General features: G+C 68.3%; 16 protein-coding genes and 1 tRNA gene. 14 read left to right on the plus strand and 3 right to left on the minus strand.

The annotated features are described in order from the left end of the window. Positions 1 to 16 precede the first annotated feature (16 nt). The 9 genes from MUG95_RS10010 to MUG95_RS10050 all read left to right on the plus strand — a co-directional run bounded on the left by MUG95_RS10010 (position 17) and on the right by MUG95_RS10050 (position 10,568). A complete protein-coding gene (locus MUG95_RS10010; RefSeq protein WP_247006225.1) occupies positions 17 to 1,066 on the plus strand; it encodes an ATP-binding protein in 1,050 nt (349 codons plus the stop codon). Positions 1,067 to 1,071: 5 nt separating this feature from the next. Beyond that, positions 1,072 to 1,485, plus strand: a complete 414-nt coding sequence (locus tag MUG95_RS10015; protein ID WP_247006227.1) for a fluoride efflux transporter FluC — start codon at positions 1,072 to 1,074, stop codon at positions 1,483 to 1,485. Further along, positions 1,482 to 1,829 carry a fluoride efflux transporter CrcB gene (crcB, locus tag MUG95_RS10020; protein ID WP_247006244.1) on the plus strand — a complete coding sequence of 116 codons (348 nt, stop codon included), beginning with the start codon at positions 1,482 to 1,484 and terminating at the stop codon, positions 1,827 to 1,829. Before MUG95_RS10015 ends, crcB begins: the two co-directional genes overlap by 4 nt. Before the next feature lie 40 nt (positions 1,830 to 1,869). Continuing rightward, complete coding sequence (locus MUG95_RS10025) at positions 1,870 to 2,847, plus strand: fumarylacetoacetate hydrolase family protein (protein WP_247006246.1); 978 nt, start codon at positions 1,870 to 1,872, stop codon at positions 2,845 to 2,847. 75 nt (positions 2,848 to 2,922) lie between these two features. Next, the gene (locus MUG95_RS10030; RefSeq protein WP_247006248.1) at positions 2,923 to 4,032 is read left to right on the plus strand and encodes an aminotransferase class V-fold PLP-dependent enzyme; all 1,110 of its coding nucleotides are present in this window, start codon (positions 2,923 to 2,925) and stop codon (positions 4,030 to 4,032) included. Between the two features lie 107 nt (positions 4,033 to 4,139). Further along, positions 4,140 to 6,959 carry a transglutaminase domain-containing protein gene (locus tag MUG95_RS10035; RefSeq protein WP_247006250.1) on the plus strand — a complete coding sequence of 940 codons (2,820 nt, stop codon included), beginning with the start codon at positions 4,140 to 4,142 and terminating at the stop codon, positions 6,957 to 6,959. After that, on the plus strand, positions 6,956 to 7,624 hold the full coding sequence (locus tag MUG95_RS10040; protein WP_247006251.1) for a DUF7269 family protein: 669 nt from the start codon (positions 6,956 to 6,958) through the stop codon (positions 7,622 to 7,624). The genes MUG95_RS10035 and MUG95_RS10040 overlap by 4 nt, the downstream gene beginning before the upstream one ends. After that, the gene (locus MUG95_RS10045) at positions 7,621 to 8,949 is read left to right on the plus strand and encodes a DUF58 domain-containing protein (protein WP_247006253.1); all 1,329 of its coding nucleotides are present in this window, start codon (positions 7,621 to 7,623) and stop codon (positions 8,947 to 8,949) included. Before MUG95_RS10040 ends, MUG95_RS10045 begins: the two co-directional genes overlap by 4 nt. Then, complete coding sequence (locus MUG95_RS10050) at positions 8,946 to 10,568, plus strand: DUF7519 family protein (protein ID WP_247006255.1); 1,623 nt, start codon at positions 8,946 to 8,948, stop codon at positions 10,566 to 10,568. Before MUG95_RS10045 ends, MUG95_RS10050 begins: the two co-directional genes overlap by 4 nt. Here the strand turns inward: MUG95_RS10050 and MUG95_RS10055 are convergent, their stop codons facing one another. The 3 genes from MUG95_RS10055 to MUG95_RS10065 all read right to left on the minus strand — a co-directional run bounded on the left by MUG95_RS10055 (position 10,569) and on the right by MUG95_RS10065 (position 12,207). Next, on the minus strand, positions 10,569 to 11,522 hold the full coding sequence (locus tag MUG95_RS10055) for an AAA family ATPase (protein WP_247006256.1): 954 nt from the start codon (positions 11,520 to 11,522) through the stop codon (positions 10,569 to 10,571). A 53-nt stretch (positions 11,523 to 11,575) separates the two neighbouring features. Beyond that, complete coding sequence (locus MUG95_RS10060; protein WP_247006263.1) at positions 11,576 to 11,875, minus strand: winged helix-turn-helix transcriptional regulator; 300 nt, start codon at positions 11,873 to 11,875, stop codon at positions 11,576 to 11,578. Between the two features lie 259 nt (positions 11,876 to 12,134). Then, a tRNA-Asp gene (locus tag MUG95_RS10065) sits at positions 12,135 to 12,207 on the minus strand. A 299-nt stretch (positions 12,208 to 12,506) separates the two neighbouring features. Here MUG95_RS10065 and MUG95_RS10070 point away from each other — a divergent pair. From MUG95_RS10070 to rpoA2, 5 genes are read left to right on the plus strand one after another with little or no spacing between them, the layout of a single operon-like run. Further along, on the plus strand, positions 12,507 to 12,734 hold the full coding sequence (locus MUG95_RS10070; protein ID WP_247006265.1) for a DNA-directed RNA polymerase subunit H: 228 nt from the start codon (positions 12,507 to 12,509) through the stop codon (positions 12,732 to 12,734). Continuing rightward, positions 12,734 to 14,299, plus strand: coding sequence for a DNA-directed RNA polymerase subunit B'' (locus MUG95_RS10075; protein ID WP_247006267.1), 1,566 nt, complete (start codon positions 12,734 to 12,736; stop codon positions 14,297 to 14,299). Before MUG95_RS10070 ends, MUG95_RS10075 begins: the two co-directional genes overlap by 1 nt. A 1-nt stretch (position 14,300) precedes the next feature. Next, positions 14,301 to 16,127 carry a DNA-directed RNA polymerase subunit B gene (gene rpoB / locus MUG95_RS10080; RefSeq protein WP_247006269.1) on the plus strand — a complete coding sequence of 609 codons (1,827 nt, stop codon included), beginning with the start codon at positions 14,301 to 14,303 and terminating at the stop codon, positions 16,125 to 16,127. Beyond that, positions 16,124 to 19,042: a DNA-directed RNA polymerase subunit A' gene (locus MUG95_RS10085; protein ID WP_247006277.1), complete on the plus strand. Its 2,919-nt coding sequence runs from the start codon at positions 16,124 to 16,126 to the stop codon at positions 19,040 to 19,042. Before rpoB ends, MUG95_RS10085 begins: the two co-directional genes overlap by 4 nt. A 14-nt stretch (positions 19,043 to 19,056) precedes the next feature. Further along, positions 19,057 to 20,280 (plus strand): DNA-directed RNA polymerase subunit A'', encoded by a 1,224-nt coding sequence (gene rpoA2 / locus MUG95_RS10090; protein WP_247006279.1) that lies wholly within the window; start codon positions 19,057 to 19,059, stop codon positions 20,278 to 20,280. Positions 20,281 to 20,285 lie beyond the last annotated feature (5 nt).

The following is a 20,285-nucleotide window of genomic DNA, read 5'->3' on the forward strand; positions in this document are numbered from 1 at the left end:
GTGACCAGCCCGGGGCATGCACGTCATCGGGCGCGAGCGGGGGGACGGACCGACGGGGTGGCTCGGCTACTACCGGGCACGGGACGGCAGTCGGGGTGAGGCCGTCGGCATCGACCTCGACGGCCCCCACGCCGCGGCGGTCGTCGGCAAACGCGGGTCCGGGAAGTCCTACACGCTCGGCGTCCTCGCGGAGGAAGTGGCACGGACCGAGGCACTCGCCCCGGTCGTCGCCGACCCGATGGGGGTGTTCCCGACGCTGGCCGACACCTCCGATGCCGGTACCGACGCGGTGCCTGCCACCGTCGTTGACCCACGGGTACGTGCCGACGCGCTCGACCCGGCGTCGTGGTGCCGGGTACTCGACCTCGACCCCACCGACCCGGCCGGGACCGTCGTCTGGCAGGCCGCGGCGACGGCGACGACGCTCCCGGCGATGCGGGCGGCCGTCGCCGAGTCGGACGCGTCGGCCGCCGCCCGCCGCGGCGCGCGCAATCACCTCCGACTGGCGGCATCGTGGGACATCTTCGACCCGGACGCCACGACGACGGACACGCTCGACACGGCCGGCGTCACGGTGCTGGACCTCTCGGGGCTTTCGCGCGCGCCGATGAACGCCGTCCTCGCGGCAGTCGCACACTCACTCTACGACGCGCGGGTGAACGGTGACGCCGACCGCCTCCCGTGGCTGCTCGTCGACGAGGCCCACGCCTTCTTCGACGGCGTCGCCGGCCCCGCGCTTCGGACGCTCCTCACGCGCGGCCGCCAACCGGGCGTGAGTCTCGTCGCCGCGACACAGCGACCGGCCGCCCTGCCCGACGTGGTGTTCTCCCAGTCCGACCTCGTCCTCGCCCACCGGCTCACCGACAGCACGGACCGCGACGCCCTCGCGGCGGCCCGCCCGTCGTACGCCACCGAGACGTTCGCCGCGCGGATGCCGACGCGGCCGGGTGCGGTGCTGGTCGTCGACGACGCCACCGAGTCGGTCCACGCCGTGCAGGTGCGCGAGCGGGCGACCCCCCACGGCGGCGCGAGTCCGCGCGCCAGCGACATCGAAACTGTCGAGTAGCCGCTGTGTCAGGTCCGGGTGTGACGGCCGCCGACGGAGCAGACCACGCGCTCGCCCGCGCCGAACCGCTGGTGTTGATTGCCGTCGGCGGGTTCCTCGGTGCGGTCCTCCGATACGCCGTGGCCCTCGCGCTCCCGGCCACGGTCATCCCGTGGGGGACGCTCGCGGCCAACGTCCTCGGGAGTTTCGCGCTCGGCGTCCTCCTCTACGAGGCCCACCTCGCGGGCGTCCTCAGCGCGGAGACGCGGCTGGTCGTCGGGACGGGCTTTCTCTCCTCGTTCACGACCTACAGCACGTTCGCCAGCGAGACGGCCGCGCTCGCGCCCGAACTCGCGGCCCTGAACGTCGGACTGAACTACACGCTCGGGTTCGTCGCGGTGGTCTGTGGCCGCTGGGTCGCACGGGGGGTGTCACAGTGAATTCCGCGCTCCTCGTCGGCGTCGGCGGCGTCCTCGGCGCGCTGGCTCGCCACCTCCTCGGCGAACGCATCGACACCCGGACGGCGGACACGCTCGCGGTGAACGTCCTCGGGAGTTTCGCCCTCGGCGCGCTGGTCGCCGCACCGGTCGACGAGTCGCTCCGCTTGCTGTTCGGAACTGGCTTCTGTGGCGCGTTCACGACGTTCTCGACGTTCACCTTCGAGACGGTTCGGCTGTTCGAGACCGGCGACCGGAAACGGGCACTCGTCGTCGTCGCGGCCAACCTCGGCGGCGCGCTCGCGGCCGTCGCGCTCGGGGCCGCGCTGGCCGGCGCGCTCGGGTGACGGACAAACTATTACACTCGTGGCGCGCGCGTCACCGAGCATGCGACTCGCGACGTTCGCAGTCGAGACGGCCGTCGGCCCGGTGCGACGGGTCGGGGTGGCACACGACGGGGAACTGCTCGACGTGACGGCGGGGTACGCCCACGTCCTCGACCGGGAGGGTGACGCGACACCGGGCGCGGTGGCCGAAACCCACGCACCGCCCGAGATGGTCCCGTTCCTCCAGCGCGGGACGCGCGCGCTGGAGGCTGCCCGTGCGGTGGTCGAGACGGTCCCCGACAGCGACGCCGAGACGGGACCGAACGGGGCAACACTTCGGTACGACCCCGAGACGGTCGACCTGCTGGCACCGGTCCCGCGGCCCAACTCACTGCGGGACTACATGGCCTTCGAGGAACACGTCCAGAACGCGATGGGCGAGGTGCCCGACGTGTGGTACGACATCCCGGTCTGCTACAAGGGCAACGCCGACGAGGTGGTGGGGCCGGGCGAGACGGTCGTCTGGCCGGCGTACTCGGACCTGATGGACGTGGAACTGGAAATCGGGGCGGTCGTCGGGAAGCGCGGGCGGGACATCGACGCCGCCGACGCCGAGGAGTACATCGCCGGGTTCACCCTGTTCAACGACTTCTCGGCCCGGGACGAACAGGGCCGGGAGATGAACGGTCGGCTCGGCCCCGCCAAGGGCAAGGACTTCGCCAACGCGTTCGGGCCGCATCTGGTCACGCCCGAGGAACTCGACCTGCCGAACGCGTCGTTCGCCATCGAGGTGACCGACGCCGACGGCGACACGACGGTCTGGTCAGAGGGCACCGTCGGCGAGATGGGGCACTCGTGGGGCGACATCGTCGCACACGCTTCCGACAGCGAGATGCTGTACCCCGGTGACGTACTCGGGAGTGGGACCGTCGGAACGGGGTGTGGCCTCGAAATCGGGGAGTTCCTGCAGGACGGCGACACCGTCGCCATCTCGGTGGAGGGGTTGGGGACGCTCGAAAACCACATCGTCACGGCGTGAGCGGCGGCCCGAACTGCGCTCGGTTGCCCCGCCTCCGACGGCGGGTTTCAAACCTCTAGCACTCCAACGCCCGCCATGGACCCGGAGACGTTGCGGGCGGACATCCCCGCTGTCGAGGAGACGGCCTATCTGAACACCGGCGCGAGCGGCCCGAGTCCGCGCCGCGTCGTCGACGCCGCGACCGAGTGTCTGGAACGCCACGAGTACGAGGCCCACGCAACCGGCGACCCCTACGACGTGGGATTCGGCGAACTAGCGCAGTCGCGCGAGCGAGTGGCCGAATTTCTCGGGGCCGACGAGACGGACATCGCACTCACGAACAGTACCGCCGACGGCATCTCGCGGGTGGCGGCCGCCGTCGACTGGGACGCCGACGACACCGTCGTCTACACCGACCTCGAACACCCGGCTGGCGTCCTGCCGTGGGAGCGCGCCGCCGACGTTCACGGCATCGACACGCGGGTGCTGGAGACGACGGCAGGGCGACTCGACTTCGACGCGCTGAAGAACGCCGTCGCCGACGCCCGCTTGCTCTGTCTCAGTTCGCTCTCGTGGAACTACGGGACGCGCCTGCGCGTCGCCGAGGCAGTCGATATCGCCCACGACGCGGGGACACGGGTCGTGGTCGACGCCGTCCAGTCGCCCGGCCAACACCCCATCGACGTGACCGAGTGGGGGGCCGACGCCGTCGCCGCGGCCGGGCACAAGTGGCTGTTGGGGCTGTGGGGGGCCGGGATGCTGTACGTCGCGCCCGATTTCGCCGAGACACTGGAGCCGCGTCGCGCCAGTTACCGGAGCGTCGAGTCGATGGGCGGGCCGGACTCGTCCCTCCGTTCCGGCGCGCGGCAACTCGAAATCGGGACCACCTCGCCGGCACCGCACGCCGCCCTGCGGACGGCAATCGACACTATCGGCGCCGTCGGCATGGACACCGTTCAGGACCGGGTGGCCGACCTCACCGACTACCTCAAGGACGGATTGGGTGACCGCCTGCGCTCGCCCCACGAGTACGAGTCGGGGCTGGTCACGTTCGACGCCGACGACCCGGACGCAGTGGTCGAGCGCGCCGGCGAGGCTGGGGTCGTCGTCCGCTCGATTCCAGACCCAGAGGCGGCCCGCGCCTCCGTCCACGTGTTCAACACTCGCGACGATATCGACCGCCTGCTCGCCGTCCTCGACGGGTAAAATCACCGCTGATAACTCCCCGACAATGTTTAACCACGCCGGTCCGTCGGTGGAACACAACAACGCGGTCACGACCGTAGATTCCACGTCGTGACGGTGCCCTCACAATGTCTTCCGAAGACGGGTCTGCTATCCACGGAACGGCACACATCGCGGTCGTTCTCCTCGCCGCCGCCGGGCTATTACTGAGTGCTGCTGTCCTCCCCGGGGGCGGTGGGGGCACGCCTCAGTCGCCTGCATCGGACGGCCTCCCGGGGAGCAGTCCGGGGGATGCGTCGCTGCCGGGCGGGTCCGGTACGGGCGGTGATTCGTTCGTTTCCGGACTGTTCGGCCGACTGCCGTCGAGTAGCTCTTCTGCTGGCAGCGGTTTCGGGGGGGCCGGCGACGGCGGGTCGTTCGGCGCGCTCGAAGCGGGGCCACAGACCGGTGTCGGCTCCACGTCCGATGGTGTGAGCCAGAGTCTCCGAAGTCAGTCCTTGACGCCTCACTTCCTCGTGCAGAGTCCGGAACCGGGGTACTGGCGAGCGCGCGCGTACGCGACGTACACGGGGTCCGGGTGGGACGCGGGCCTGAGCGGCGAGACACGCTCGCTGCCCGCGTCTCCGACCGCCGACACCGACGGCCGCCGGACCGTCGAACAGCGGTACACCCTACGCAAACCCGCGCAGGTACTCCCCGCGATGTGGCAGCCCACGGACATCGACGCGTCCTTCGCAGACGGCGTCACGGTGACCGACCGCGGCGCGCTTCGGGCACCGGGACGACTCCCGGCGAACACTACCTACACCGTCGAGAGTAGCGTCCCGATGCGGGACGAAGCGCGCCTCCGCGACGCGGGGACCGGCTACCCCAACCGCGTCGGGTTCCGGTACCGGAGTGTCCCGGACTCGGTGCCTGACCGCGTCGCCGAGCGGACCGCCGAGATAACCGCCGACGCCGACACGCCCTACGAGACGGCCGTCGCCATCGAGGAGTGGCTCGAAGCCAATCGGCGGTACTCGCTCGACGCCAGTCACGACGGCGGCGACGTGGTCGACCAGTTCCTCTTCGAGATGGACGCGGGCTACTGCGAGTACTTCGCCACGTCGATGACCGTCATGCTCCGCACACAGGGGATTCCGGCGCGCTACGCCGTCGGCTACTCCACCGGCCAACCGCAGGGGAACGACACCTACCTCGTCCGCGGCATGAACGCCCACGCGTGGGTCGAAGTGTACTTCCCGGACACCGGATGGGTCCGCTTCGACCCGACCCCGGGCCGCGACCGACTGTCCTCCGAGTCCGAGGCCCTCCAACAGGCCGCACAGAGCGGCTCCACCGGTGGGGCCACCGGCGAGGACACGGGCGACTCCGCCGACGGGGGCGACTCCGCTGGCGAGTCGGAGACGGACACGCAATCAACCGACGGACCCGACGGTGACGACGGGACGAACACCGACAGCTACGACCACGCCGAAACCGGCAGTCCGGGCGAGACGTTCGACTCGGCGGGCACAGCCTACCGAATCTCGCTCGCCGCCGACCCAGTCCCGGGGCGTCCGGTTCCGGTCCGCGTCGAACGTGAGGGTGACCCCGTGGCGAACGCCGCGGTGACGTTCGACGGCCGTCCGGTCGGGACAACGAACGCGTCGGGGATGCTCCGCGGACCGGTCCCGTACGCGAGTGCGGTCACGGTCAACGCCACCGACCCAGCCGGGGACGCCGACGGCGCGAGCCGCGTGTTCGACCTTCCGACCGACATCACCATCGAGACGCGCGGCCAGACGGACCCCGGCGAGTCCGTGACCGTCGCCGCGACCATCGCCGACGTACCGGTCGCCGACGCGAACGTTACCCTCGACGGCAACAGCGTCGGCCGGACGGACGCGGCGGGTGAACGCTCGGTGACGCTACCCGTGAACGAGACGGCCACGGTCGCCGTCACGCGCGGTGCGGCGTCCGGAAACCGGACGCTCCGCCTCGCCGACGTTCGGGTGAACACGTCCGGGTTCGCGCTGCCCGGCTTGTCGGTGACGGTGACAGTGACCGACGGCGGCCGTCCGGTCGAGGGGGCGACCCTGACCGTCGGGGACGCGACGGCCGAGACGGGTGCCGACGGCCGGGCTAGCGTGGGTCTGCCGGTCGCGACGGGCGCGACGCTGACCGCCGAGACGCCCGCGGGACTGACCCGGACCGTGCCGGTCCACTACCGGTTCGGTACCGCCGGCGCGCTGGTCGCCCTCGTCCTCGCGCTCGCCGCCGCGGGGGCGTGGCTGTGGCGACGCGCCGACATCGCCGGTCGGCCGTTCCACCGACAGATCGCCGTCACACTCCGCCGACTGCCGGGCAGGGCCGTCGCCGCGCTGATTGCCCTCGCGGTCCGTGGCGAACGCTTCGCTCGCGATGCCACCGTTCGCCTCGGCCACGTCCGGACCGCACTTCGGGACATCCTCCGACGGGTCTCCTCGCTCCGTGCTATCGGGGTTCCGTCCCGCCCGACACTCTCGCTGCCGGCGGTCGGGACAGTTCCCGGACGGATATGGGCCGCGGTGGCCGGTCTCGTGGCCGCGCTGACGGCGACGGCCGCCCGCGTTCGCCCGTCCGCACTCGACGCCACCGACGCGACAGTCGAACGTGAGACGCCCGCGGCCGACGACACGCCCGACGCCGCCGACGCGACGGCGACGGTACGGCGAGCGTGGCGCGAGTTCGAGACACGGGTGCCGGTCGCCGACACCACGACGAAGACGCCCGGGGAACTCGCGCGGCGTGCGGTCGCCGCTGGCTACCCCCGCTCGGCAGTCCGGCGGCTCCGTGACGCCGTCCGTGCCGTCGAGTACGGCAACCGGGACGCGAGCGAGTACGTCGACGACGTGACCGAGGCCGAACGCGAACTCGCCGACGCGGACGACGACCCGACGCTCACCGACGGTGGGGGTAGCCGATGATTCGGACGACACTCGTCGTCGCCCTCGGTGCGGTCGCACTCGCGCTGGCCGCACTCGCCGGGTTCGCCCCGGGTCTGCTCCCGGGACCCGTCCGGTCGGTACTGGCGGACGTTCCTGCCGTCGAGTCACTCGGGCGCGTCGCGTCCCTCGTCGCGGTCGCTACCGCCGGTCGATGGCTGTGGGCGTCGAGCTCCGACTCACTGCCGCCGATGCCCACGAACGACGACGTCGAAGCTCACGGCCCAGTCGCCGGCGACGCGTTCGACAGACACCTCTCGGACGCCGGTGCCGTCGGCGAACAGACCGCCGAGGCCGAGGCCCGAGTCCGGTCGGACCTCCGACGCCTCGCTATCGACGTGTACGAACAGGCCGCCCGCTGTGACCGGTCGACGGCCGCCCTCGCGGTCGAATCCGGCACGTGGACTGACGACCCTGCCGCGGCGGCGTTCGTCGGCGGCCCGGAGGCCCCGTCCGTGCCGTGGCGCGTCTGGGTCCGGGACGCGCTCTCGGACGAGGGGCCGTTCCACAGACAGACGGTTCGGACGCTCCGGGCCATCGACGCGCTCGGTGACGACACCGCACGGGAGGGGGCCGACACGCCCGACACCGACCCGGACGCCGTCGCCGCCGACGGCTCCGCCGACACGACGGAGGGACACCGATGAGGACAGTCTCACGGTGGCAGGGCGCGCTCGCCGGGACGCTCGTCGCCAGTGCCGTCGGCCTGTTCGTCGCCGACCCCGTGTTTCTCGTCTTGGCACTGCCGCCGCTGGTGTACGCGCTCTACGGTGCCGTGACCACCCCGAAAACACCGTCTCTGTCGGTCGAGCGGACGCTGAGCGACGACCACAGCGACCCCGGCGAACGCGTGACTGTCGCCGTGACTGTCACCAACGACGGGGACCGGACGGCCCCGGACCTGCGTCTCGTCGACGACGTCCCGGAAGGGGTCCCCGTGGTCGGCGGCACGCCCGCGGCGTGTGTCGCCCTGCGGCCCGGCGAGTCGACGACGGTCAGTTACGAGGTTCTCCCACCGCGTGGGACCCACGAGTTCGGCACGGTGACACTCAGGGCGCGGACGCTCCCCGGCACGGCCGTCGAGACGGTCCGTCTGGACCCCGACGGGGCGACGACGCTCACCTGTGACACGGTGCTCGACGAGTTCCCGCTCCGGGACAGACACACTCGCCTCACCGGTCGCCACCTGACCGACACCGGGGGCGACGGTACTGCGTTCCACGGCATTCGCGAGTACCACCGCGGCGACCCGACGAACCGCATCGACTGGCGACGCCTCGCCCGGACCGGCGAGGTGACCACCGTCACCTACCGGGAGGAACGGGCCGCACGCGTCCTCTTTCTCGTCGACGACCGGGCGGCCGCCGCCGTCTCCCCGCCCGGGGGTGGGCCGACCACGACGGACTTGGCAGTCTACGCGGCCGCCCGCGGGTTCCTGACGCTGACCGACGCCGGTGACCCGGTGGGGGTGACGATGCTCACCGCCGACGGTGCCGACGACTGGGTGACGCCGGGCCGTGACGACGGCACAGAGGCCGCGGTGCGGACGCTCCTCGACGGCGTCTCCGGTGACGAGCCGCCGACTGACGGCTCGAACACGGTCGGCCCGACCGCCGCGCTCGCAACCGACGGGAGCGGTGCGGATGCGGGGACCGCTCGTGGACTGGAACTGGTATCGCGGCTCTCCGACCACACGCAGGTCGTCTTCTGTACGCCGCTCGTCGACGACGTTCCGGTCGCCCTCGTCGAGACGCTCGTCTCGAACCACGTCCCGGTGAGCGTCCTCAGCCCGGACCCGACGCCCGACGACGACGCGACGCCGGGACAGGCCGCGACGGCCCTCGGCCGCCGGGCACGGACGAGCGCGCTCCACCGACTCGGCGTCCCGGTCACCGACTGGTCGCCCGACAGTACCCTCGACGCCGCGCTCGCGGCGACCCTCGCGGCCCACGAACGGCGGTGGCAACGATGACCGCCGACCCCGATACCCGGACGGAAACCGACCGCCTCACTGTCGAAAGCGGGTCGTCACTCTCCGACAGGGTGTGGGCCACGCTCTCGACGCTCCACGTCTCGGACGCGGCCAGCAGCACGCTGGCCCTCGCGGCCGTGGTTCTCGTCGGGGCGCGCCTGTTCGGCGGCCGGCTCACCGCGCTCGCGGCCGCCGGGGGCGTCTGCTTCGCAGTCGGCCTCGTCGCACTGGCCAGCGACCGCGTTCGTCCGCTGTTCGTCGGTGGGTTCGTCGTCGTGCCTGCCGCCGCGTTGCTCACTGCCGCGCTCGGGGCCGGTGTCGGTTTCGGTGCCGGTGCCGCCACGCCGCTCGGTCACCTGACCGGGGTCGCCGTCCTCCTCGTCGCCGGTGGCGCGTTCGCCGCGACGTTCACCATCGTGCCCAGCGATGCGGCGACGCTGTTGGCCACGTCGTTCGGCCGCCTGTTCGGCCTGTTCGGGCCGCTCCTCGCGGTGGGGTTGGTCGCTGCCGCCGCTACCCTCGGCGACGCCTCGTTCGTGACACGACTCGCCGTCGACAGCCCCGACCCCGTACTCGCCGTCGCCCGTCTCCTCCTCGCACCGACCGGGTCGCTCGCGCTGCTGACCGTCCTCCTGTACATCGTCCTCTCGCTGTTCACGCTCCGTGTCGCCGTGGTCACGCTTCCGTTCACGAAACTCGCACCACCGCGGCAACGCCCCGCCGTCTCCGCGCGGACACACGAAGTCGGGACCGCACTCGGCTGGGCCACGCTCGTCACCGCCGGCGTCTCCGCCGCCCTCTACGCCGCGGCCGTCCTCTCGGGGACGGCAACGCCGGGTGCTATCGCCCGGCTGTTCGGCCCACCGGTCGGTGCCGTCGTCGCGGACCTGCTGACGGCCGTCTGGCTCCGTGTCACCCTCGTCGTCTGGCTCGGCCTCGTCGGTGCGGTCCTGCTCGCCGAGCGCGTCCGCCGCCGTGCCCGTCGCTACTCGAACGCCGACTTCCGCCGGTACGGGTTCGCCGCCGCCGGCGTCCTCACCGCCGTGCTCGTCGCCGGCGTCGCGCTCGAGTACGCCGTCCCGGCCGAGCGACTCCGCGCGCAGGCACTCGCGGTCGGACACCCTGCCGTCGAATCGCTCCTCGCCGGTGGCGTCTTCCCGGTAGTCGTCCTCACAACCGTCGCCGCCCTCGTCGTCGCTGGAACCCTCCTCACCGTTCTGCTGGTGCTCGGTGCCTCGCCCATCGTCCCCGAACGCGCGCTCGCTCCGGCACTCGGCGCGGGGACCGTCTTCGCGCTGGCACTCGTACTGGCACTCCTCGGCGGGTCCGCCGCCCTCGCCGTGGTGGCCGTCGTCCTCTCGATTCTCGTCTGGGACACCGGCGAGTACGCGACCGGACTGCGGGAGGAACTGCCCGACGGCGCGGCGACGATGCGCGGCGAACTCGTCCACGCCGGCGCGAGTGTCGGCATCGGCGTCCTCGCCGTCGTGGCGTCGATGGCCGTCGATGCGGTCGTCGAACACGAACTCCTCGCGCCCGCGATGTCGTCGACGGCGGGCGTCGCCGGCGCGCTCGCGGCCGTCACCGCAGTCGCGTTGCTCTCGACCCTGCGGGCGTAACTACCGGTCTACGCTGGGGACCGGAACCCGGTCGAGAACCTCGGCGAGGACCGTCCGCTTCGACACGGACCGGACGCTCGACTCCGCGGTGAGCACGAGTCGATGGGCGAACACGGCCGGTGCGACCCGTTTCACGTCGTCCGGGACGACGTACTCCCGGCCCGAGATGGCCGCGACGGCACGGGCGGCCTCGAACAACCGCTGGATGCCACGCGGTGAGACACCGACCGAAACCCGGCTATCCTCCCGCGTCGCCCGCCCGAGGTCGACCACGTACTCGCGCACTTTCTCCTCGACGGTGACCGACTCCGGGGCCGCCTGGAGTGCCGTCACCGCCTCCCGGTCGGTGACCGGTTCGACCGACGGAGCCTGTGCCGACCGGTCGGCCCGCCGCGCGAGGAGTTCGAGTTCGCCGTCCCGGTCGGGGTACCCCATCTCGCTTTTGATCATGAAGCGGTCGAGTTGCGCCTCCGGCAGCGAAAACGTCCCCTCCTGTTCGACCGGGTTCTGCGTCGCCATCACCAAGAAGGGGTCGGGTAACTCGTGTGTCTCCCCGTCGACGGTCACCTGCCCCTCCTCCATCGCTTCGAGCAGCGCGGCTTGGGTCTTCGGCGGTGCCCGGTTTATCTCGTCGGCTAACACGACGTTGCCGAATATCGGCCCCTTCGAGAACTCGAACGTCCCGTCCTGCTCGTCGTAGACGTTCGTTCCGGTCACGTCCGCCGGGAGCAAGTCGGGCGTGAACTGGACCCGCGAGAACCCCAATCCCAACGCGGTCGCGAGACTGCGTGCTGTCAGTGTCTTACCGACGCCCGGCACGTCTTCGAGGAGGACGTGTCCGCGCGCGAGCAGGCCGGTCAGCACCTCTTCGAGGAACGACCGGTTCGCGATGACTGCCGACTGTACCTCGTCGAGGACGGCCGCGCACGTTTCCTCGGCGTCTCTGACCCCCATCGTATGCCGTCGTGTGCCGGACGGGTTAAGTAACTTCGTCCCGGCGTCCCGCGTTACTCGTCGCCGTCGAAGGCGTCCCGCACCTCGCCGAGGCGGTCGGTGAGGCGGTCGACGCCTTCGTTGACCTGCCGCAGCCGTTCCTCGATGTCGTCGGCCGGTATCGCACCGTTCGGCGTCGGCTCGACGAACTCGTCGTTTTCGAGCATCCGCAGCGAGTACCGTACCTTGTGTTCCGGCAACCCGGTCCGCTCGGCGATTTTTACGATTCCGATGGGACCGTCCGCGACGATGACCCGCAGAATCGTCAGGTCACGGTCTTCCTTCCCGACTTGTGTCTGAAGACGCTCCAACATGCAGTTGTCTCTTCAGAACACGCCCCAGCGGTATTTGCGTTTCGTAACTGCCACGCCATCGCTCACGGTCTTTCCTCGGAGAACCGGATACGCAATGCTCGCCGTGTTGTTCGCGTCAGAGAACGCCCGAGGCGGGATTTGAACCCGATGCAAACCCTCGCGCCGCTCGGCTTTCCGTGGTTCAAATCCTGCTGGCGACGGTTCGACGCTCACGGTGGCGAGTACACGAGGTACTCGCCGTGTTGTTCGCGTCAGAGAACGCCCGAGGCGGGATTTGAACCCGCGTCACGACCGTGACAGGGTCGTATGATGGGCCACTACACCACCCGGGCCGACGCATTACCTCCTTTCCCGGTTCTGGTATTAAGGCTTTCCAAACCGAGACGCGTCGTGAGAGGTTCCCACGGCTGACGGTGCCGGTAGCCACTGTCGTTCAACCAACCCAAACGCCTTTGTGCGAAGTTCACATCTATAACGGTAGAAACGCCCGTTCTGCCCCCGCCGCCACACGGGCGGCTCGGGCCGGATAGCCGTGCGCCGCGTGTTTTGACAAGTCTTAAATGGTCGCATACGCAACGTGGCTGTAGTATCTCGTGACACCAACTTTCTCCAGCAAGTCCAGCCACAACACATGGTAGACGTAAGCGAACACGAACTCGTTCCCGAGCACAACGTCCTCGACGACGACGCTGTAGAGGACGTGCTCGACGAGTACGACATCAAGCGCACAGACCTGCCGAAAATAAAGCGGACGGACGCGGCGGTGCCGACCGAGGCGGAAGTTGGCGACGTCGTCGAAATCGTCCGAGACTCCCGAACGACCGACCGGGCGGTCGTCTATCGGCTCGTGGTAGAATAATGAACACGCAAGACAGACGCGAAATATCGCGTGAGTACTTTTCGAGGGAACGGCTCGCAGAACACCACTTCCGGTCGTTCAACGCGTTCCTCGGCCGGGGAATGCAGGAAGTCGTCGACGAGAAAGAGACCATCGACACCGACATCGGCGACAAGGAGGGCGAGGAACCCGTCTTCGTCGAACTCGGCGACGTGCGGGTCGTCACGCCCCGCGTCCGGGAGGCCGACGGGAGCGAGGAACTGCTCTACCCCCAAGAGGCCCGTCTCCGGAACATCACCTACGCCGCGCCGGTGTTCATGGAGATGGCCATCATCAAGGGCGGTATCGAGGAGGAGGAACACGTCGTCGACCAGACCGAGACCAAAATCGGGCGGATGCCCATCATGGTCGGGTCGGACAAGTGTAACATCTCCGGGTTCACCGACGAGGAACTCATCGACATCGGCGAGGACCCCGCCGACCCCGGTGGCTACTTCATCGTCAACGGGTCCGAGCGCGTCCTGATGACCAGCGAGGACCTCGCGCCGAACAAGATTCTCGCCGAGTACGACACGAAGTACGGCGACGAGATTCAGGTCGCCAAGACGTTCAGCCAGCGACGAGGGTACCGCGCGCTCGTCCTCTGTGAGCGGACGCGCGACGGCCTTCTCGAAGTCTCTTTCCCCTCTGTCTCCGGGTCTATCAATTTCGTCACGCTCGTTCGCGCGCTCGGACTAGAGTCCGACGAGGAAATCGTCCACCGCGTGAGCGACGACCCGGAAATCGTGAAGTTCATGCTGGAGAACCTGGAGGCTGCGGAGGTCCAATCTACCGAGGGTGCCATCGAGGAACTCGGGAAACGTGTCGCCTCCGGGCAGGGCAAGAACTACCAACTCAAACGCGCCAACTACGTCATCGACCGGTATCTCCTCCCGCACCTCCACGAGGACGGCGTGGACGAGGAGGAGGTCCGCATCAACAAGGCGTACTACCTCTGCCGGATGGCCGAGGCCTGCTTCGAGTTGGCGCTCGAACGCCGCGACTCCGACGACAAGGACCACTACGCGAACAAGCGACTGAAGGTCAGCGGCGACCTGATGAAAGACCTGTTCCGCACCGCGCTGAACAAGTTGGCACGCGACGTGAAGTACCAACTCGAACGCGCCAACATGCGCAACCGGCAACTCTCCGTCTCGACCGTCGTGCGGTCGGACGTGCTGACCGAACGGCTGGAACACCCCATCGCGACGGGGAACTGGGTCGGCGGCCGCTCCGGTGTCTCACAACTCGTGGACCGGACGGACTACATGGGGGTTCTCTCGCACCTGCGACGCCTCCGCTCGCCGCTCTCGCGGAGCCAGCCCCACTTCGAGGCGCGTGACCTGCACGCGACCCAGTGGGGTCGCATCTGCCCCTCCGAGACGCCGGAGGGTCCCAACTGTGGCCTCGTGAAGAACTTCGCGCAGGCGATGGAACTGTCACAGAGCGTCGAGGACGAACAGACACTCAAACAGGAACTCGCGTCGATGGGCGTGCAGGGTATCCCCGGCATCGAGTCTATCGACCAGCAGCCAGCGGACGACTAACATGAGCAAGGGACGAGAAGCGAAAGTATACGTCAACGGTAGTCTGGTCGGGACCCATCCCGACCCGCACAAACTCGCGGACGACATCCGGCAGGCACGCCGCCGGGGCGACGTCAGCGAGATGGTGAACGTCTCGGTCAAAGAACGTACGAGCGAGGTCATCGTCAACGCCGACGCCGGGCGGGCACGCCGCCCGCTGTTGGTCGTCGAGAACGGCGAACCCCTCATCTCCGACGAGGAAGTCGCGGCCGTCAAGGCCGGGGAGTTGGAGTTCGAGGAACTCGTCGACCGGGGCTACGTCGAGTTCATCGACGCCGAGGAGGAGGAAGACATCCTCGTCGCCGTCGAGGAGGACGACGTAACCGCGGACCACACGCATCTGGAGATCGACCCGCAACTCATCTTCGGTATCGGTGCCGGGATGATTCCCTACCCCGAACACAACGCCTCGCCCCGGATTACGATGGGGTCGGGGATGATAAAGCAGTCACTCGGGCTGCCGAGCGCGAACTACCGCATTCGGCCGGACACGCGCCAACACCTCCTGCACTACCCGCAGCTGTCGCTGGTCAAGACCCAGACGACCGAGCAAATCGGGTACGACGAACGCCCCGCCGCACAGAACTTCGTCGTCGCCGTGATGAGCTACGAGGGGTTCAACATCGAGGACGCACTCGTGCTCAACCAGGGGTCGGTCGACCGGGCACTCGCCCGTTCGCACTTCTTCCGTACCTACGAGGGCGAGGAACGCCGGTACCCCGGCGGACAGGAGGACCGCTTCGAGATACCGGACGACGACGTGCGCGGCGCGCGCGGCGAGGAGGCGTACACCCACCTCGACGACGACGGCCTCGTCAACCCCGAGACTCGCGTCGGCGAGAACGACGTGTTGCTCGGCAAGACGAGTCCGCCCCGCTTTCTGGAAGAGCCGGACGACATGGGCGGTCTCTCCCCCCAGAAGCGACGGGAGACGAGCGTCACGATGCGGAGCGGCGAATCCGGCATCGTCGACACCGTCACCCTGATGGAGGGCGAGGACGGCTCGAAGCTATCGAAGGTGTCGGTGCGTGACCAGCGCGTCCCCGAACTCGGGGACAAGTTCGCCTCACGGCACGGACAGAAGGGTGTCGTCGGCCACATCGCACCCCAAGAGGACATGCCCTTTACCGAGCAGGGCGTCGTCCCCGACCTCATCCTCAACCCGCACGCGCTCCCGTCCCGGATGACGGTGGGCCACGTGCTGGAGATGCTCGGCGGCAAGGTCGGCTCGCTGGAGGGCCGCCGTGTCGACGGGACGGCCTTCACCGGCGAGGACGAGGAGGACCTCCGGGCCGGCCTCGAAGAGAAGGGCTTCAAATCCAGTGGCAAGGAGGTCATGTACTCGGGCGTGACCGGCGAGCAGATCGAGGCCGACATCTTCGTTGGGACTATCTTCTACCAGAAGCTCTACCACATGGTCTCGAACAAGCTCCACGCTCGCTCGCGTGGCCCGGTGCAGGTGCTGACCCGCCAACCCACGGAAGGGCGTGCCCGCGAGGGTGGCCTGCGTATCGGGGAGATGGAACGGGACGTGTTCATCGGTCACGGTGCGGCGATGACGCTGAAAGAGCGACTGCTCGACGAGTCCGACCGCGAGGAGATATACGTCTGTGCCAACTGTGGCATGGCGGCCGTCGAGAACGTCGACCAGCGTCGGGTGTACTGCCCGAACTGTGACGAGGAGACCGACATCCACGAGATAGAGATGTCCTACGCGTTCAAGCTCCTGCTGGACGAGATGAAGGCGCTGGGCATCGCCCCGCGCATCGAACTGGAGGACGCAGTATGAGTACCCAATCACCCAAGAAAATCGGCAAACTCAGCTTCGGCCTGATGAACCCCGAGGAGTACCGCGACATGAGTGCCACGAAGGTCATCACGGCCGACACCTACGACGACGACGGCTTCCCCATCGACATGGGGCTGATGGACCCGCGACTCGGCGTCATCGACCCCGGACTGGAGTGTAAGACCTGCGGCAAACACTCCGGGTCGTGCAACGGCCACTTCGGGCACATCGAACTCGCCGCGCCGGTCATCCACGTCGGGTTCGCGAAACTCATCCGTCGTCTGCTCCGCGGGACCTGTCGGTCCTGCTCCCGGCTCTGTCTCGACGACGAGGAGCGCGAGGAGTTCACGGGCCGCCTGAACAGGACGCGGGAACTCGGGAACGACCTCAACGACGTGACCAAGGCCGCCATCCGACAGGCACGCAAGAAGGACCACTGTCCGTTCTGTGGCGAACAGCAGTACGACATCAACCACGAGAAGCCGACCACCTACTACGAGGTCCAACAGGTGCTGTCCTCGGAGTACGCGGACCGCATCGCCGAGGCGATGGAGCCGGACCCCGACGACGAGGACGACCGCGGCGTCTCGCCGGTCGAACTCGCCGACGAGACCGGCATCGACCAGAGCCGGATTCAGGACATCCTCAGCGGCGAGTTCCGCCCCCGCGAGGAGGACCGCAAGGCCATCGAGCGGGTGCTCGACGTGGACCTGACCGAGGAGGACATGAACAAGCTGATGCCCTCCGACATCCGGGACTGGTTCGAGGACATCCCGGACGAGGACATCGGCGTGTTGGGCATCAACGGCGACCGCTCGCGGCCCGAGTGGATGATTCTCACCGTCCTCCCCGTGCCGCCGGTCACGGCTCGCCCCTCGATTACGCTCGACAACGGACAGCGGAGCGAGGACGACCTGACCCACAAGCTGGTCGACATCATCCGCATCAACCAGCGGTTCATGGAGAACCGCGAGGCCGGCGCGCCCCAACTCATCATTGAGGACCTCTGGGAACTGCTGCAGTACCACGTCACCACCTTCATGGACAACGAGATTTCGGGCACGCCGCCGGCACGCCACCGCTCCGGGCGGCCCCTGAAGACCCTCTCCCAGCGACTCAAGGGTAAGGAGGGTCGCTTCCGTGGCTCGCTGTCGGGCAAGCGCGTGAACTTCTCGGCACGGACGGTCATCTCGCCCGACCCGACGCTCTCGCTGAACGAGGTCGGGGTGCCCGACCGCGTGGCGACGGAGATGACCCAGACGATGAACGTCAACGAGCGCAACCTCGCGGAGGCGCGCCGCTACGTCTCCAACGGGCCGGAGGCACACCCCGGCGCGAACTACGTGAAACGGCCGGACGGCCGTCGCCTGAAGGTCACCGAGAAGAACTGCGAGGAGTTGGCCGAGAAGATAGAACCCGAGTGGGAAGTCTCCCGGCACCTGGTCGACGGGGACATCATCATCTTCAACCGCCAGCCGTCGCTCCACCGGATGTCCATCATGGCCCACGAAGTGGTCGTGATGCCGTACAAGACGTTCCGGCTGAACACCACCGTCTGCCCGCCGTACAACGCGGACTTCGACGGCGACGAGATGAACATGCACGCCCTCCAGAACGAGGAGGCCCGTGCCGAGGCCCGCGTCCTGATGCGCGTGCAAGAACAGATGCTCAGCCCGCGGTTCGGCGAGAACATCATCGGTGCCATTCAGGACCACATCAGCGGGACGTACCTGCTGACCAACCAGAACCCGCAGTTCAACGAGACCCAAGCCCTCGACCTCCTGCGGGCGACGCGCATCGACGAACTGCCCGAACCCGACGGCGAGGACGAGGACGGAACGGCCTACTGGACCGGCCAGACGCTGTTCTCGGAACTGCTGCCCGACGACCTGAACGTCGAGTTCACGTCCTCGGCCGGCGACACCGTCGTCATCGAGGACGGGCAGATGCTCGAAGGGACCATCGACGAGGACGCCGTCGGGGCGTTCGGCGGGGAAATCGTCGACACCATCGCCAAAGTGTACTCGAAGACGCGCGCGCGCATCTTCGTGAACGAAGTCGCGTCGCTGGCGATGCGGTCCATCATGCACTTCGGGTTCTCCATCGGTATCGACGACGAGTCCATCGAACCGGAGGCCGAGGCCCAAATCGACGAGGCCATCGGGAACGCCTACGACCGCGTGCAGGAACTCATCGACACCTACGAGCGCGGTGACCTCGAATCCCTGCCGGGTCGGACCGTCGACGAGACGCTGGAGATGAAGATAATGCAGACGCTCGGGAAGGCCCGTGACTCCGCCGGTGACATCGCCGGGGAACACTTCGACGACGACAACCCGGCCGTCGTCATGGCCGAGTCCGGGGCGCGTGGGTCGATGCTCAACCTGACCCAGATGGCCGGCTGTGTCGGTCAGCAGGCGGTTCGGGGCGAGCGCATCAACCGCGGCTACGAGGACCGGACGCTCAGCCACTACAAACCGAACGACCTCTCGGCGGAGGCCCACGGCTTCGTGGAGCACTCCTACCGGGGCGGTCTGGACCCGCGGGAGTTCTTCTTCCACGCGATGGGTGGCCGCGAAGGACTGGTCGACACGGCGGTCCGGACGTCCAAATCCGGGTACCTCCAGCGACGGCTCATCAACGCGCTGTCGGAACTGGAGGCTCAGTACGACGGGACAGTCCGGGATACATCCGATACGGTCGTCCAGTTCGAGTTCGGTGAGGACGGGACGAGTCCGGTGAAGGTGTCCTCCTCGGCGGACAGCGAAATCGACGTCGAGCAAGTGGCCGACCGCATCGTCGACTCCGAGTTCGCCTCCGAAACCGAGAAACAGCGGTTCCTCGGTGAGAAGGCCGAGCCGACCAACCTCTCGGAACACGCAGACGAGTGGTGGATGGCCCAGAGCGACGACTGACAACAGGTGATACAATGACTGAATACGACGTATCCGAGGACATCGAAGCAGTCGTCGAGGACACGGAACTCCCGCGACGGCTGAAGGACGAAGTGTACAGCACCATCGAGGACCGCGACGGCGTGACCGTCGAGCAGGCCGACGACATCGCCAAAGCCGTCGAGAACCGGTACATCGACACACGCGTGGACCCGCTCGACCCCGTGGGAACCGTCAGTGCCCAGTCCATCGGGGAACCGGGGACTCAGATGACGATGAACACGTTCCACTACGCGGGTGTCGCGGAAATCGACGTGACGCAGGGTCTGCCACGACTCATCGAACTCGTGGACGCCCGGAAGGAACCGGACACGCCGATGATGACCGTCCACCTCGAAGACGAGTACGCCGTCGACCGCGAGCGCGCACACGAAGTCGTCTGGAAGATAGAGGCGACGCGCATCCTCGCGCTCGGGGACATCTCGACGGACGTGGCCGACATGCTCGTGCGGGTCGACCTCAACCCAGACACGCTCCGCGAGCGGTGGCCGACCGTCGACGCGCTCGGCGACATCGTGGACGAAATCGCCGGCACCATCGAGTCGAATCTGGGCGTCGAAGTCCTCCAACTCGACGACACGATACTGGAGTTCGGTCCCGACGAGCCGAGTTACCGTGACCTCCTCCAGTTGGTCGAGGACCTGCGGGAAATCGTGTTCAAGGGCATCGAGGACATCGACCGCGTGGTCATCCGCCGGGAGGACACGGAGGATAGCGATGACGGCGAGTTCGTCCTCTACACCGAAGGGTCCGAACTGGGCGACGTACTCGGCATCGAGGGCGTCGACGCCAGCCGAACGACCTGCAACAACATCCACGAGATTCACCGGAACCTCGGCATCGAGGCGGCCCGGGAGTCCATCATCGAGGAGACGATGAACACGCTCGAAGAGCAGGGGCTCGACGACGTGAACATCCGCCACCTGATGCTGGTCGCCGACATCATGACCAACGACGGGACCATCGAGTCCATCGGTCGTCACGGTATCTCCGGGTCCAAAGACTCCGTGCTCGCGCGGGCGGCGTTCGAGGTGACGGTCAACCACCTGCTCGACGCGGCGATTCACGGCGAGGTCGACGACCTCAACGGCGTGACCGAGAACGTCATCGTCGGCAAGCCCATCAAACTCGGGACTGGCGACGTGAACCTGCGGATGGGGTCGACGCCCGCCCGCTCGGACGGCGAAGGGGCAGACTGACCGGG

It is taken from the genome of Halorientalis litorea (assembly GCF_023028225.1).
Classification (GTDB): Archaea; Halobacteriota; Halobacteria; order Halobacteriales; family Haloarculaceae; genus Halorientalis; species Halorientalis litorea.